12 protein-coding genes and 1 tRNA gene are annotated in these 15,517 nt (G+C 67.4%); 9 read left to right on the forward strand and 4 right to left on the reverse strand.

The genetic code is table 11. The features are described 5' to 3' along the window. The first annotated feature begins 82 nt into the window (after positions 1-82). Both ACFVNO_RS12315 and ACFVNO_RS12320 read left to right on the forward strand, forming a co-directional pair. Positions 83-745, forward strand: coding sequence for a hypothetical protein (locus ACFVNO_RS12315; RefSeq protein WP_378891959.1), 663 nt, complete (start codon positions 83-85; stop codon positions 743-745). A 153-nt stretch (positions 746-898) separates the two neighbouring features. Further along, a complete protein-coding gene (locus ACFVNO_RS12320) occupies positions 899-2,653 on the forward strand; it encodes a tetratricopeptide repeat protein (protein ID WP_378891962.1) in 1,755 nt (584 codons plus the stop codon). Between the two features lie 1,223 nt (positions 2,654-3,876). On the opposite strand, the gene ACFVNO_RS12325 is transcribed toward ACFVNO_RS12320, so the two are convergent. Then, complete coding sequence (locus ACFVNO_RS12325; protein WP_378891965.1) at positions 3,877-4,218, reverse strand: hypothetical protein; 342 nt, start codon at positions 4,216-4,218, stop codon at positions 3,877-3,879. Positions 4,219-4,881: 663 nt separating this feature from the next. On the opposite strand from ACFVNO_RS12325, the gene ACFVNO_RS12330 reads away from it, so the two are divergent. The 3 genes from ACFVNO_RS12330 to ACFVNO_RS12340 all read left to right on the forward strand — a co-directional run bounded on the left by ACFVNO_RS12330 (position 4,882) and on the right by ACFVNO_RS12340 (position 8,984). Further along, entirely contained in the window at positions 4,882-5,205 is a 324-nt protein-coding gene (locus ACFVNO_RS12330; RefSeq protein ID WP_378891968.1) for a hypothetical protein, read from the forward strand. Positions 5,206-5,239: 34 nt separating this feature from the next. After that, positions 5,240-7,627 carry a hypothetical protein gene (locus ACFVNO_RS12335; RefSeq protein ID WP_378891971.1) on the forward strand — a complete coding sequence of 796 codons (2,388 nt, stop codon included), beginning with the start codon at positions 5,240-5,242 and terminating at the stop codon, positions 7,625-7,627. 73 nt (positions 7,628-7,700) lie between these two features. Next, a complete protein-coding gene (locus tag ACFVNO_RS12340; protein WP_378892034.1) occupies positions 7,701-8,984 on the forward strand; it encodes a PQQ-binding-like beta-propeller repeat protein in 1,284 nt (427 codons plus the stop codon). 269 nt (positions 8,985-9,253) lie between these two features. Here ACFVNO_RS12340 and ACFVNO_RS12345 read toward each other — a convergent pair. Beyond that, a tRNA-Gly gene (locus ACFVNO_RS12345) sits at positions 9,254-9,327 on the reverse strand. Positions 9,328-9,477: 150 nt separating this feature from the next. Here ACFVNO_RS12345 and dcd point away from each other — a divergent pair. The 4 genes from dcd (at position 9,478) to ACFVNO_RS12365 (ending at position 13,738) form a co-directional block, all read left to right on the forward strand. Further along, positions 9,478-10,059, forward strand: a complete 582-nt coding sequence (dcd, locus tag ACFVNO_RS12350) for a dCTP deaminase (protein ID WP_220563778.1) — start codon at positions 9,478-9,480, stop codon at positions 10,057-10,059. Positions 10,060-10,500: 441 nt separating this feature from the next. Next, positions 10,501-11,496, forward strand: coding sequence for a betaine/proline/choline family ABC transporter ATP-binding protein (locus tag ACFVNO_RS12355; protein WP_355263526.1), 996 nt, complete (start codon positions 10,501-10,503; stop codon positions 11,494-11,496). Further along, positions 11,493-12,725, forward strand: coding sequence for an ABC transporter permease subunit (locus ACFVNO_RS12360; RefSeq protein ID WP_355263483.1), 1,233 nt, complete (start codon positions 11,493-11,495; stop codon positions 12,723-12,725). The genes ACFVNO_RS12355 and ACFVNO_RS12360 overlap by 4 nt, the downstream gene beginning before the upstream one ends. 74 nt (positions 12,726-12,799) lie before the next feature. Further along, a complete protein-coding gene (locus tag ACFVNO_RS12365; RefSeq protein WP_220563776.1) occupies positions 12,800-13,738 on the forward strand; it encodes a glycine betaine ABC transporter substrate-binding protein in 939 nt (312 codons plus the stop codon). Between the two features lie 73 nt (positions 13,739-13,811). Here the strand turns inward: ACFVNO_RS12365 and ACFVNO_RS12370 are convergent, their stop codons facing one another. Both ACFVNO_RS12370 and ACFVNO_RS12375 read right to left on the reverse strand, forming a co-directional pair. Then, positions 13,812-14,426, reverse strand: a complete 615-nt coding sequence (locus ACFVNO_RS12370) for a rhomboid family intramembrane serine protease (protein WP_220563775.1) — start codon at positions 14,424-14,426, stop codon at positions 13,812-13,814. Between the two features lie 226 nt (positions 14,427-14,652). Continuing rightward, positions 14,653-15,129 carry a hypothetical protein gene (locus ACFVNO_RS12375; RefSeq protein WP_355263492.1) on the reverse strand — a complete coding sequence of 159 codons (477 nt, stop codon included), beginning with the start codon at positions 15,127-15,129 and terminating at the stop codon, positions 14,653-14,655. Positions 15,130-15,517: the final 388 nt, after the last annotated feature.

Raw genomic sequence — 15,517 nt, forward strand, 5'->3', positions numbered from 1 at the left:
CCCGGAGCCGGCGCCCCACCGGGATCCATGGTCCCACCAGCGGGTACGCACGATCGACGGAGGGGGCGACTAGGGTGCCGCCATGAACTCCGACACCCCCCGGGGCCCCGCGGGCCTGGCCGGGACCCCCCTCACCTTCGACACCGCCGGCCACCGCCAGGTCCAGGAGAACGCCTGGGTCGACGCCACGGGCGACGCGGTCATCCTCGACTTCTTCGGCCTGGTCCCCGACCTGCCCGCCTCCCTGGAGGATCTCGACGACCTGCGCGCCCGGACCAGCGCCCACGTCGCGGGGGCGGGGATGGGCCTGGTCGAACTGGACACCGTCACCCTGGACGGCATGCCCGCCATCCGCCAGGTGGTCAAGGGCAGGGACCCCCGCCGGGAGACGGGGATGGCCTACATCGGCTCGTACACGATCCCGCGGGACCGGTGCAGCACGGTGGTCCGGGTGCAGTGCTTCGAGGGGCCGGTGACCGGCATCCGGGAGGCGTCCCTCTTCCCCGCGTTCCTCGACCGCCACCAGGGGGACGTGCAGGGGGCGATGGCCGCCTGGGCCCGGCACCCCTACGCCGAGGGCGTCACCGGCGGCACCCCGCGCAACCAGGCCGAGGACCCGGTGTGGGACGACCGCTTCCCGGACCACCCGCTCTCCCGCGCCCGCCGCCTGCTCGGCGTGCTCGCGCAGTCCCTGCGGGTCGACCCGGCCTTCCGCGACCTGCCCCCGTTCCGCCACACGCCCTGACCGCACGTACGTCGCCGCCGCACCGCTTCCTCCCGAGTGGCACCGCGCTCTGCGCGTCCCCCGGGCACACCGCCTTCACCGCACCGGTGAAAGCCCCGGACCGTCCTAGAGGGGTGGGTACGTGGTACTCGCGAGACGAGAGAGGTCGTCGGGGTGGGGAGAGCAGAACCGGTGGCGGCACCGGGCCCATGGCTGGTGGCGGCGGTGCTCCTGCTGCTGTCGGGGGCGGCGGTGTTCCTGCGTACGGTCGAGGCGGCCTGGTTAGCGCCACCCGACTGGTGGGCCGCGTTCGCCCTTCCGGCGGGAGCGGTCCTGGCGGCCCGGGGCACGGTGCTGCTCTGGCGGTCGCACGCCTGGCGCCGGCGGCTCCCCGCCCGGGAGGAGATCCATGTCTCCTGTGACACCGGGCCCGGCGGGCGCCTGCCGACGGTGGGGAGACGGACGGATCCGCTGACCTGGGGCGTGGCCCCCGCGGCGGCCGACGCCCGGGACGGGGCATCCCTGCCCCCCTACGTGCCGCGCGCCGCGGACATGCGGCTCCGCGCCGCCGTTCAGGCTCAGAAATTCGTCCTCTTGACGGGGGATTCGGCCGTGGGCAAGACCCGCAGCGCCCACGAGGCGGTCCGGCACCTGACCGACCACGTCCTGATCGCCCCGCGCCCGGGTGCGCGCGTGGCCCCCGCACTCCAGGCGGCGGCCGCCCACCCCCGGTGCGTGCTGTGGCTGGACGACCTGCACCGGTGGGCCTCCGACCCGCAGCTGACCGCGCAGAACGTCGGCAACCTCCTCGGCGGGCAGGGGCGGGGCACGCACCGCGTCGTGGTGGCGACCCTGCGGGACACCGAGAAGAAGAGGCTGCTCGACGGCGACGATGCCGAGCGGTGGCGGCTGCTCCTGCGTCGCGCGGTCGAGATCCGTGTGGACCGGGTGCTGACGGACGGCGAACGGAAGCGGGCGGAGCGGTTCCGTTCGGACGAGCGGATCGCGCACGCGCTGGACCGGCGCAGCGTGCACGGGTTCGCGCCGCTCCTGGCCCGCGCTCCGGAGCTGCTCGCCGAAGTGAAGGGCGCCGGGGATCCGTCCGAGGCGGGGGAGGCGGAAACCGCCGCACACGCCCTCTCCCCGGCCTCCCAGGGGGCGCTCCTGGTGGCCGCCGCGGTGACGGTCCGCCGCTGCGGAGCGGTGGGGCCGATTCCGCGGGCGCTGGTGGAACGGCTCCACGTCCGGCTGTCGGAAGAGGCGGGAAGCGGGGACAGGCGTCCGGAGACACCGGACCGGGCCTGGGAATGGGCCACGACGCCGCGGGCGGGAACGACGCGGCTGCTCACACCGGTCGGCGCGGACCATGTCGAGGTCTTCGACCACCTGGTGGACGAGGCCCTGAAGCGGGCCCTGCCGGGCGAGCGGATTCCGGACGCCCTGTTCGACGAGGTCCTGGAGGGGGTCTCGGCGGAGGACGCCATGGTGCTGGGGTGGGAGGCGCTCCGATTCGGGCGGGACGGGGCGGCGGTGGCCGGCATGCGCAGGTCGGTCCGGCTGAGGGCGGCGGAGCGGGGCCCCGACCATCCGGACACCCTGGAGACCCGGCACCGCCTGGCGCGGACCCTGATGACCATGGGCGAACCGGACGCCTCCCTGGCGGAGTACCGCGAAGTCGCGGCGGGATACCGGCGCCTGCGCGGAAAACACCATCCGGCGACCCTGCGGAGCCGGCACCAGCTGGCGTTCGCGTTGCTGTGGGCCGACCGGCTGGAGGAGGCGGAGGCGGAGCAGCGATCGGTGGCGCAGACCATGCTCTGGGTGCTGGGACCCCAGGCCCCGGAGATCGAGGAGGCACGACAGCGCCTGTCCGTACTCGAGCGCCGTATCCGCGAGACCCGGGAACTGAACGCCGAACTGGACTGGTGAGCACCTGCGGCTCCCCGACGGGCTTGCGGCACGTACACGGCACGGACCCCGGCGCACGTCCGAGAGAAGCGGAACGTCCAGGTGTTCGGGAGAACCGAGCCGCCTGGCCGTTCTCGCCATGGAGCGGATGACGGGAATCGAACCACTCCCCCCGCCAGCCCGCCGACCTGCGACGACCCGAGAACCCCCAGGCCGCGCCGCTGCCCGGTAGCCCCCGGTTCCCCTGTCGCACCGCACCCCGTGCGCCCTCACGGGTGCGCCAGGGCGGCGAAGTCCTCACGTCTCGTCCGGGAGCGCACGACCCCGGTTCCGGGCGGTCGGCCGGGCCACGACCGGACAGGAGGGCACAGGGATCCGGACAGGTGGCCGGGCTCCATGGCGTCACGAGAGGACTGCCGTGCGCATATCCCGGCTCACCCTCTGTCCCCACCGTTCGGCATAATGCGCCCGAAGACACGATGGAAATCGCTTATCGATGCGAGGTGCGCAGAAGAGGTGAACGGGTGAAGTCCGACCTGGTGGAACGGGGTTCCGGGGATGGGGAGGTGACCATTCGGGTCGCCCGTCCCGGGCCGAGTGGCGTGTTCCCCGCATGCCGGGCCCAGGGGCTCCCGGGGCTCGCCCAAGTAGAGCGGAGCGGATGGCTCAAGGACGGAGAGGCCCCCCTGAACAAGCGCCTGAACAGGACTTTCAGAAAGTTTCGCTCGGCGCCTTTGCTTCTCGGGACAATACTCGTCCGCGCACAACAGGAAATGGCCTGAATCGGCCACACCGATGGCGGCGAATCATCCGGAGGGTCGTACGCCGATCTGGGGAGTGGGGGTGCTGTGATCGTTCCCGTGAAGGACCCGGAAAATTACACCTATGAAGAGCTCGTTGCCATGTACTTGGAGCTCGGGTTCAGTCAAGAGGATTCTGAAATCTTCTCTTACATTCTCAAGAATGCCGTTCCCGAAGGTTTCGAGATAAACTAGCCCGAGCTGAAGGTGTGATCTCGGTCGAGCGAACCATGCCTGTCCGGCCGGACGTCGCCGCCTGCACTGCCGTTATGAGCGTCGGGCCGACCGCTTCCCGGCCTTCGTCGAGATCGCCTGCACGCTGATCTGCTACCGGACTCACCAAGTGAGATGAGCTCTTGAAGCCCTCGCCGTTGTGCGGGTTGATGGGTGTTCGCGGATCGGGGACCTCGGCCTGGAGGTGGTCGGCCCATTCGGCGGACGTGCTCAGGGGCAGTTCGCTCTTCTCGCGGAGGTTCGCGGTGCCGAAGAGGGGATCAGGTGCAGTTCCAGGTCGCGGTGGTAGTCGGTCCGGGTGCGCTCCTCGATCCCGGAGAGGGAGTCGATGTGCCAGCGGGCGTAGGCCGCGAGCAGGGCGGGTTCGGTGTCGGGTTCCGGGGTGGTCTTCACCCAGCCGCAGCCGGGGATCCAGCCCTCGGCCCAGTGGAGCCGGGTCGCCTCGACGTGGAGTTCGAAGGTGTGGGCGTCGGCGTGGGTGCCGCCGAGCGGCCATTCGTCTCGGTAACGGGTCCTGCCACCTGCGAGTTCGCGCTGGTCGATGGTCGCCATGGTGCAGGCCGTCGCTCGGGTGGCGGCCGGATCAAAGCGAATCCGCTGAAGGTCTCCGGAGATCTTCCATGCCGTGCACCGAAGGGGGCGCGCGTTCGAGGGTGAGTGACGGGAGCGGGGCGCGTCAGCCGGACCGGACGTCGGGCCGTGTGTCTCCGGCGCACCCCCAACGCGAAGACGGCCCCTGGGGTGCGAAGGATCTTCGCTGTCCAGGGGCCGTCTTTCGAACGGAGCGGATGACGGGAATCGAACCACCCAGTGTCAGCTCGCCGACCTGCACAGATACGAGAATCCGCAGGCCGTGCCGCTGCCCGTCACCCGGTTGCCCCTGGTTCCCCCGCGTTGCACCAGCCCCCGTCCACCCTCCGGGTGCACCACCTTCGCCACCCTGGTGCACCCTCACGGCTGCACCGGTCAACATCATCGTGGGTACTGGGGCACGATGAGCCACCGATTGCCGAAAACCATCGGCGTCCTGGGGCCGCCCCGCTCACTTCCTCGGGCGCTCGGCGGATCCAGGGGCTGGCCGGAAGTGGCCGTTACCACGGTGATGTGCTTCCAGGGGACTGGATATCTTTGTTTCGACAATCAAGCGTATTGGTGCGGTTACTCCTGGCTCGTTGCGTTGTTCTCGCACCTCAACACAGGAAAGCAGGTGGGATCGTGTCCGGTGACGTTGCCGGTGTGAACACGGACGATGCTTATGCAGGCGGATCGGCGTCGGCCGAGGCCGCCGCACGGTTGAGAGACCTTCCCACGGACTTCGACGAAGCGATCACGGCCGCCAAGAACGCTGTGAGTCCTGCCCCCGGTATCACGGGGTGGGGTTCGTTCGGTGATGATCACATGCAGCACATGGTGGACGTCAAGGAGCACGCGAAGACCCTGGCTGAGAATATTCAGGCGGGATCTTACGAGGCGGCTGTGACGGATTTGCAGGCTGCGGAAGACTTCTCCATCTCCATCGATGGCCCGCAGATCTACTGACACTTTTAGAAACCTCATCCCTTTGGAGCATCCCGTGTCAGCGCTGAGCTATACAGAATGTGATATAGATCGCAGTCGGGTCGCGGCGGCTAGATCAGATTTTGAAGAACTGCATGCCATGATCAGCGGTAGATCGGAAAGCTATAACACCATCACCCAACCAGTGGGGTTCGAGTTCTCCGATCTGATCGGTGAGGGGCTGCGGAAGGCGGCCGAGGACAATAGTTTTGCGTGGAGTAGTTCGATGATGGCGTGCACGCATGCCTACGGGGTACTCGACAAAATTAATGAAGACGTGAAATGGTACGAAGACAAGATCGAGGAGATCAAGGGGAAGCTCTCCACGGCCCTGGCCAACGCCTCCGAACCCGACAACCTGACTCTTGTCAACCAGATCATCGACTCTCACAATGCGGAAGCAGCGCAGGCATGGCGGGACCTGGAAGACCGGTGCGACGATTCCCAGGAGATCCTCAAGGGAGGCCCTACGCCGGAGAACATCCGCCTGCTCGCTGACGGTGGCCATCTCGGCGAGTACGGACTCATCGGCTACTACACCACTGGTGATCTGGACTACTTCCATGTCGATGAGGACCAGGCGGAGACGATCGCCACCCACATCCAAAACGCTGTTCTGCACGGCTACGACGGGAGCATAGAGGCTCTGGAGGACCATCCCGAGTACCTTGCCCTCATCGGCAACGTCGTTTCTCGGGCCCTGACCGCCCAGCAGAACGGCGACAGGATCATGGACGGTGAAATCGAGTTCCTGGAGACTCTTTTCGGAGATTTGAGTAACGTCGGAGGGGATGACCCGGGTTTCCTGGCTTTCATGGGGCAGGTGAACTCCAGCGAGCACATCAGCGACTCGCTTCGGGACGACATCAGCCGGAATCTCGCCAACTCCCTACTGGTGCTGTCCGATGAGAGCATCGGTGGTGGGGTCGGAAGGCTTCCGAAGGACGTCCAAGAAGCAGCCGATGGCCCTGAGTTCCCCTCCATCCTCAGCCTTGACTCGGAGGAGGCCATTGATGAGTACATGGATGTCTACCAGTCTTGGGGGAGCGACTTCTCCGCGCTGGCTGAATTCCTCTCGAACTCCGGTCCGGGTGTCCAGGGAGGAACGGAGTTCTCGACGACTCTTCTGGGGACCAGTGCCACGAATCTCCACTACACGGAGTTCTACGGCGGTGAGCCCACCGGAACCGCTTACCAGGACATCATCGAGGTCGCATCCCGGAATGAAGAGGCCAACTACATCATCCTCACCGGTGAAGACTTCGATGGAAACGAGTACCGTCACCACTCCAACCATGACCATCTGAAGCCGGAGGACGTACTCACCACCTTCTATTCCTACGAATGGGAGGACGACGGGGCTGCGGTCAGCGGGATCACTGATTGGATCGCAAGGAACAAGGACGAAGTGGTTGGAGAGATAACTCCGGAGATCCGTGGCAACGCCTTTGTGAGCCTGATGGAGATGTTGGAGGATGAGGATTTCCGTGACGAACTCTTCGGTACGGACCGGACCGTGAAGGATGATGAGGGACGGGAATGGCTCGATGTTTCCGTGGGGCACCTCAATGGTGAGCTTGCCAACGGATTCGGGGACATTTTTCTCGCCTACATGGAGGAGTTCTCCGAAACCGATGGTGTCGGGGAGGAGGAGGCGTTCGAAACCCGGTGGAGTCCGGAGTTGGGAACAGTGGAACTCTCACCGGAAAGCCGCCTGGCCTTCACTCAACTCATCGTCGGCGATCCCGATGCCGCTGCGCGTATATACGAGGCGGTCCTCCTCAACACAGGGCATGCCATGGAGGAGTTTGCTTCGAACGACGGACCTCGTGACCAAGTTCCCGTCTCGCTGGCCGGCAGCCTTCAAGGACTGGTGGAGGAGGCCCTGGCCAACGAGAGCATCACTCGTGGGGACCAGCACGGTGAGGCTGCGGATTATCGGAATGCGGTGAACGGGGCGACGGTCGACCTCCTCGGTGGGGCTGCGTCGGACCTTCAGGTCCCCGGTTTCGTCGTTGAGATGGCGAAGTTCGCCGCCAAGGAGGCACTGGCGATACCTCAGCATGAAGCGGGCCAGAATGTCGCCACCCCCGGGGCATGGGCTACGAATGAGAGGATGCAGGGCTTTGCGCTTTCCGCGCTGGCCCAAGGCGACCCTGAGATCATGGACAGGCTTTCAGAGGTCGGTATAGCGGTTGAAGACGGGAACGGGGTCCTATATGTGCCTGTTGAGCACCAGGACTGGGATATCCGGAGATCCTCCGGTGTCCTAGCCACCGAGTTCGATCGCATCGACGAACTCGATTGGGTGGATGGAGAAGGAAGCACGGCGAATGCCGTGTACAACTTCCTGAACACGTTCGGTACGAACAGCTCGAAATGGGAAGATGTCTCGATTCGCTGAATCTGTGCTCAGCCCCGGCGGGATCTCTGGAAGGAACCTCCTCATGAGGCGAAGAAGGGTCATCGCCACGGTCATGCTGGGTGCCGTCGCACTGGCGGCCTGCTCTCCAGGCGGGGCATCCGATTCGACCGGGGCGTCCGACGGGTCCGGGCCCCGCGAAGCGGTCCAGGACCTGGAACGTCCACCATCCGTCAGCGAGGCCGCGTGGGCCTGGGAAGCTCCTGAAGGGGTCGGAGCCCTAGGCGGTTTGTTCCCGGTCCCCGGCGGTGTGGCCGCTGTCGTGGACGACGGTGTCGTCGCGCTGTCCGGGGAGAACGGGGGGGTGATGTGGGAGCACCGCTTCCCTGGCACTCGGGCATTCGGTGCGGTGTCGGGAGAGAACCGGTACTTCACACTCCAACTCATGGACGCCGAAGATGATGAGGCCCGGCCGCGGATGCTGGTGATCGACGCCTCCACGGGGGAACCCGTGCACGACTACCGGTTGGAAGACGAGGAGTCCTCCGACCACGTCGTCCGAGGATGGCTGGCCAACGTCACCGACGAATACTGGATCACTGTCGAAGGCGAGCAGGAGTTGGTTGCTCATCGGCTCGGGACGGATGAGACGGCATGGTCGGTTCCGGACGTGGCAGCCTGCAGCGGAATCGGCTCCGTGGACCGGGCCGTCGTGACGGATGGGGCCTTGGTGGTCGCCTTCACCTGTTACGAGCAGCCAGAGGGTGAGCCCTCAGTAGAGATGACCGAGGGGCAGGAGTTCGTTTCGGGGTACTCGGGGTTCGATCCGGCCACAGGAGAAGAACTCTGGCGGACCGAGGCAACGGCGGGAATGTTCCCTGCCGACGCTCACGAGCGGACGTTGACCGTTCATCCCAGCGGTGTGGTCACCGCCCACCATCCTTATGACCAAGTCGGCCACGTCATCGACCAGGCCACGGGCGAAGTGGTGACAGTGGACGAAGGTGACGTCGTCTGGATCGAGGAGGACGGTTCCTCGCGCGGAGTGTGGACCGATCGCACCCACGCCTATCGGATCGAAGGGCTGAACGGGGAAGAACAGCGGCGTCTGGGCGCTGATGACGTCGGTATCGCCGAGTCGTTCGCCAATGCCCTGAAGGGGGACGGCACGCCCGTAGCGCTTGAGGATGGAGTGCTCTTCTTGGCAGATCTGGTACCACGTGGTGAGAACGAGGCGGAGGCCGCGGTGTTCCAAGGTTTCGACGGGACCGTCCCGATCACGTTCGCCTCGGTCCGGGAGACCAACCTGGAGGTCGATGACGCCGTTCTCGCCCCGGGTGCCGTGGCCGTCTCCTACATCAGCCATTCAGGTCAGGGTGCCGTCATAGGTCTGCATTGAGACAACCCCCGCCCGTAGGAGACGGCGCCTCGGGCGGGGCCGTGCACGGCTCTCACGCTGGTTCCAGAGCCTTACCGTGCGGTGTCACCTTGGAGGGGCATCTCTCCGGGGTTCAAGTGTCTTTGAGAGGCTTCACTGGGGTTGTCGAAGCCTGCGTCTTGTTCGCCCTCCGTGGTTCACCGAGAGAACGACCGGGCCCCTCGACCCGCGGGGGAAAGCGGAACGGCCAGGTGTTCGGTTCTCACCGAGCCACCTGGCCGTTCTTGTTCTGGAGCGGATGACGGGAATCGAACCCGCGCTATCAGCTTGGGAAGCTGAAGTTCTGCCATTGAACTACATCCGCGTGTGCCCGCCGCCTCAACGGCCGGTCAACCGTTGCCATCCTAGCCCATTCCCGGGGTCCGACGGCAAGTCGGCGCCGGGATCCCGTGTCGGGCGCCCCTGTTCGGCCGGTGTTCCCCCTGGTGCTTCCGCCAGGCGGTAGGTTCGGAGCGTGTTGCTCTCCGATCGCGATATCAGGTCCGAAATCGATTCCGGGCGGGTCCGGATCGACCCCTTCGACCCCGGCCTGGTCCAGCCGTCCAGCATCGACGTGCGCCTGGACCGGTTCTTCCGGGTCTTCGAGAACCACAGGTACCCGCACATCGACCCCTCCGTCGAGCAGCCGGACCTGACCCGGTTGGTGGAGACCGACCCCGACGAGGCCTTCATCCTCCACCCCGGGGAGTTCGTGCTGGCGTCCACCTACGAGGTGGTGACGCTGCCCGACGACATCGCCAGCCGGCTGGAGGGCAAGAGCTCGCTCGGGCGGCTGGGGCTGCTGACCCACTCCACAGCCGGGTTCATCGACCCGGGCTTCTCCGGGCACGTGACCCTGGAGCTGTCCAACGTCGCGACGCTGCCGATCAAGCTGTACCCCGGTATGAAGATCGGCCAGCTGTGCATGTTCCGGCTGACCTCGCCGGCCGAGCGCCCCTACGGCTCCGCGGAGTACGGCTCGCGCTACCAGGGGCAGCGGGGCCCGACGCCGTCGCGTTCGCACCTGAAGTTCACCCGTACGCGCATCGAGTCCTGACCCGGTACCCCGGCTCTTGCGGGCCGGGGTCTGGCGCGTCCGGCGTCGTGACGGTAGGTTGCGGAGCTGGCACATACCGTCGTATGGCGCTCCTGTCACGTATATGTGACCGGCATCACTTTAAGAACGTGCGTGGTATAGATCACATATCGCTGTCCTGCGACGATGCAAACCCCCGGCATGGTCGGCGGACCGTTTTTATGTCGTTTAAACATGTTATCTGCTGGTTACCAACCGTCTGATCTGTGGCTACGCATCTCGGTAACGTTGCCCCCCGACGTGAACCAGGTGCTGGTCCGAACCCCGCAAGGGGCGCGCACCGGGGGGCCCTGCGCGGACCGGCTGCCTGTCGAGTCCGCGGGCGGCGATCGGGGAAGCCGGTCTGCTCCGCGGCGGGACAGCCCCGTAGAGGAGACCGTGCCAGCAGTACGCGCAGACCACTTGTACAAGGTGTTCGGTAGACAGGCCGGAGCCGCCGTCGAGCGGCTCGCCGACGGCAGTCACCGCGACACCATCGCCGACCTCGACGTGACCGCCGCGGTCATCGACGTCTCCTTCGACGTCGAGCCGGGCGAGATCTTCGTCGTCATGGGCCTGTCCGGTTCGGGCAAGTCCACACTCATCCGCATGCTCAACGGCCTGCTGGAGCCCACCTCGGGATCGGTGGAGGTCGACGGCGTCGACATCACGGCCCTGGGCAAGAAGGAGCTCCTGAAGCTGCGCGGCCAGAAGATCAGCATGGTCTTCCAGCACTTCGCCCTGCTGCCGCACCGGACGGTGCTGGAGAACGCCGCCTACGGCCTGGAGCTGCGCGGCGAGCCCCGCGCCGAGCGGGCCGCCCGCGCCGCCGAGACCCTGGAACTGGTCGGCCTGGCCGGCTGGGAGGACAAGTTCCCGCACCAGCTCTCGGGCGGCATGCAGCAGCGCGTGGGCCTGGCCCGCGCCCTGGCGGCGGACACCGACATCATCCTGATGGACGAGGCGTTCAGCGCCCTCGACCCGCTGATCCGGCGGGACATGCAGACCCAGCTCCTGGAACTCCAGGAATCCCTGGGCAAGACCATCATCTTCATCACCCACGACCTCAACGAGGCCATGCGCCTGGGCGACCGCATCTGCGTGCTCCGGGACGGCCGGGTCGCCCAGATCGGCACCGCGCAGGAGATCCTCAACGAGCCCGCCAACGACTACGTCGAGCGGTTCACCGAGGACGTCGACCGCACCCGCGTGCTGACCGCCGCCTCGGCCCTGGACACCGGGGCCACCGCGGGCGCGGGCGCGCCGACGGTCGCGGCCGACACCCCGATCGCCGACCTGTACACCGACATGGCCGAATCCGAACTCGTCCGCGTGGTCGACGAGGACGGCAGCGTGCTGGGCACCGCCTCACGCACGTCCGTGCTCGCCGCCCTCGCGTCGGGGAGGGAGCGGTCGTGACCCCCGTCGACTTCCCGCCCGCCCTGCCCATCGGTGAGGGGTTCGAGGCGTTCAACAACTGGCTCAAGGCCCACTTCGGCCCGGCCTTCGACGCCATCGGCGAGTTCATCCGCTGGGCCGTGTCCGTCCTGTCGGGCTTCTTCTCCGACCCGGCGGCCGCCCAGATCACGTTCATCGCCGCGGTGATCATCGCGGTCCCGCTGCTGCGCTCGCACCGCGGCCCGCTGGCGGTGACCGTCGGCGCCGTCTCGGTGCTCTACATCCTCCAGGCGTGGACCGGCCTGGTGGACACGGTCGTCAACAGCCTGCCGCCCTTCCTGTTCCTGTGGGCGATGAACCTGTTCGACCAGTACGTCGACTCCTACTTCATCGTCTCGCTGCTGTTCCTGGCGGCGGTCACGGTGATGGGGGCGCTGAACGCGGCCTCGCGCAAGCGGACCGCGATCGTGGCCGGCGGCTGGCTGGCCGTGGTCCTCCTGGGCTGGCTGCTGCTGCCCATGCTCGTCACCGAGCCCAAGTCCCTGCTGATGATCCTCCTGCTGAGCCTGCTCGCCTACTCGGTGGCGGGCTGGAGGATGGGCGTGTTCGCGCTGGTCGCGCTGTCCCTGGTGGCCTCGGTCGGCCAGTGGGACAACGCGATGGACACCCTGGGCCTGGTCCTGGTGGCCAGCGCCATCGCGGTGGCCATCGCCATCCCGATCGGCGTCCTGGCCGCCTACAACGACCTGGTCAGCAAGATCGTCAAGCCGGTCCTGGACCTGATGCAGACGCTGCCCGCGTTCGTGTACCTGATCCCGGCGATCTTCTTCTTCTCCATCGGCGCGGTCCCCGGCGTGGTCGCGACCATCGTGTTCGCGATGCCCCCGGGCGTGCGCCTCACGGAGCTGGGCATCCGCCAGATCGACAGGGAGCTGGTGGAGGCGGGCGAGGCGTTCGGCGCCCCGGGCCGCAAGATCCTCACCGGCATCCAGCTGCCCCTGGCCCTGCCGACCATCATGGCCGGCGTCAACCAGGTCATCATGCTGGGCCTGTCCATGGTCGTCATCGCGGGCATGGTCGGCGCCGGCGGCCTGGGCAGCCAGGTCTACCAGGGCATCAGCCGCAACGACGGCGCGCTCGGCTTCGAGGCCGGTATCGCCGTCGTCGTCCTCGCCATCTTCCTGGACCGCCTCACCGCGGCGGTCACCCGCAAGAGCCCGCAGGGGCGCGCCGCCGTCTCCTCGGCCTGAGCGCACCCCGACCCGGTGGGCCGGTCGCACACGGCCCGCCGGTTCCTCCGATCCCCTAGGGAAGGAACCCCACGATGTACACCCGAAAGCGCACCGCCGCGCTGTCCGCCGCCGGCATGAGCGCGGCCCTGCTCCTCACCGCCTGCGGCAACAGCGGGGGACAGGACCTGACCGGGCCCGGCGAGGGCGAGGGCGGCGGCGACGCCCAGGAGGTCAACATCGCCCTGATCGCCTGGGAGGAGGCGATCGCCACCACCGCCATGTGGCAGGTCATCCTGGAGGAGAAGGGCTACGACGTCACGGTCACCGACGTGGACGTCGCCCCGATGTACCAGGGCGCCGCCAACGGCGACGTGGACCTGTTCCTGGACACCTGGCTGCCGGTCACCCACGCCGACTACTGGAACGACTACGGCGACGACCTCGAGGACCTCGGCACCTGGTACGACAACGCCAAGCTGACCATCACCGTCCCCGCCTACATGGAGGACGTGAACAGCATCGAGGACCTGGCCGACCACGCCGACGAGCTCGGGGGCCGCATCGTCGGCATCGAGTCGGGCGCCGGCCTGACCCGGGTCACCAAGGAGGAGGCGATGCCGGGCTACGGCCTGGACGCCGACTTCGAGCTGGTCGAGTCCTCCACCGCCGCGATGCTGGCGGAGCTGGACTCGGCGATCGCCGAGGAGGAGCCGATCGCCGTCACCCTCTGGCGTCCGCACCCGGCCTACGCCAAGCACGACCTGAAGGACCTCGAGGACCCCGAGGGCCTGATGGGCGACGCCGAGGAGATCCACGCGGTGGGCCGCAGCGGCTTCACCGAGGACTACCCGGAGCTCGCCGAGTGGCTGCAGGGCTGGGAGATGACCGACGAGGAGCTGGCCTCCCTGGAGGTGCTGACCCTGGAGGAGCACAAGGACGACCCGCAGGCCGGCGCCCGCGCCTGGCTGGCGGACAACCCTGAGTTCCTGGAGCGCACCCTGGGCGACGCGGCCGAGGGCCTGGAGTTCTAGGGCCTGCGCCGCACCCGGTGACAGGGAAGGGCCCCTCCCGTGCGGGAGGGGCCCTTCGGCATGCGGGACCGGGTCAGGGGGCGTAGTAGCCGCCCTGGGCCCCGGGCTGGCGCCACTGGTCGATCTGGCGCCGCTTCTCCCGCTTGGGGAGGACGTACGCGGCGATCAGGCCGCCGAGGAAGCCGAACAGATGCGCCTGCCACGAGACCCCGGGGTACTGCGGGAGCACGCCCCAGATCATCGTGCCGTAGAAGAGGACGACGCAGATCATGATGACGATGTCGACGGTCTTGCGCTCGATGATGCCGCGCAGGACGGTGTAGCCGAAGTAGCCGAAGACCAGTCCGCTGGCGCCGACGGTGATGGTGGTGGGGGCGCTGAAGAGCCAGATCCCCACGCCGCTGACGACCGTGACGATCAGGGTGGTCAGCAGGAACCGGGACAGCCCGCTGAAGGCGACGAGCGAGCCCAGCACGAGGAAGGGCAGCGAGTTGCCGACGAGGTGCTGGATGTTGCCGTGCATGAACGGAGCCGTGAGGACGGTCCAGGGAGCCCCGGTGTCCCAGGAGCGCAGGCCGAACTGGTAGTCGAGGGTTCCGAACATGAAGAAGTCGAGGATCTCGAAGACCCACATGGCCGCGAGCATCCCCGCTACGGTCAGGATGGCGGTGATTCTGGACTGCGTCACGGAACCGAGGGTAGATGACCCGGGCTTGCAACGGTATGTCCGTGGTGGGTGTGGTGCGAATTGGACTGATGTGGCCTGAGACGTCCGACTGCGTACCGTTGTGTGCACGGGTTTCGGACAGACCGTTACTCGTCCGGCCGGGACGTCGACCGGGACCCGGACCGCAAGGGCCGGCACCCTGCCCGCAGGCCCGGCCGGGTCCGGCGGGGGAGCGGCGGCGGAGTCGTCAGGAGGTCAGCGAGCGCTTGCGCGGCGGGATGCCCGCCACCGCCATGAACGCCTCGACCTTGGCCGGACTGGTGATCCCGGTCAGGGGCAGGTAGGCGCGGGAGGTGCGGCGGCTCTGCAGAGAGGGGAACCGCTTGGGGCGGCCCGCGGTGTCGCACAGGCCCAGGGAGCGCACGCCGCCGGGCAGCAGGTGGTAGGAGCCGATGTCCCCGAAGGGCACGCTGACCTCGTACTTGCCGCGCCGGTAGCGGAACTCCCCGTCCGAGACCTCCAGTACGGGGGCCTTGACGAAGAGGTGGCCGTGGGCCGCGAGCCCGCCGCCGATGAGGAGCAGCAGGACGCCGAGCGTGATGTTGGCCCAGTGGGAGGGGTCGACCGCGATGGCCACGACGCCCAGGGCCGCCAGCAGGTAGCCGCCCCACAGCTCCGCGTGCTTGCGGCCCGAGGGACAGACGAGGCGCACTGTTTCGGACACGGCAGGGGCCTTCCTCGCTGCGGTCTGGGGTGGGCGGTGATCGCCGCCGCTGTCGACTTTATCGGCTCCGCGGGGGTGCCCATGGTGGTTTCGGACACCGGAACGACGGGCTTTCCAGGGAGACGCACGCGACCTGCGGCCGGACGGGCGGGGGCGCCGCCCGGGACGGCGGGGCGGCGGCGGGGCACGGCCGCCGACGCGCGAACGGATCTTTCCAACATCATGTCATCCCATGTTTATATGATCCGCTCGGCCTCCGTCGACGCCGATGGTCGGGCGGATCTTTTCGCCTTGATGAATCGTCTGTGCTCGTATGTCCGTTTTTAATTCGGTAATCGAATAGGAGCTTTGGGTAGTCAAACATCGTTTACTTTTAAGTAAACATTGT

This window comes from Nocardiopsis sp. NPDC057823, from assembly GCF_042797335.1.
Lineage (GTDB): Bacteria > Actinomycetota > Actinomycetes > Streptosporangiales > Streptosporangiaceae > Nocardiopsis > Nocardiopsis changdeensis.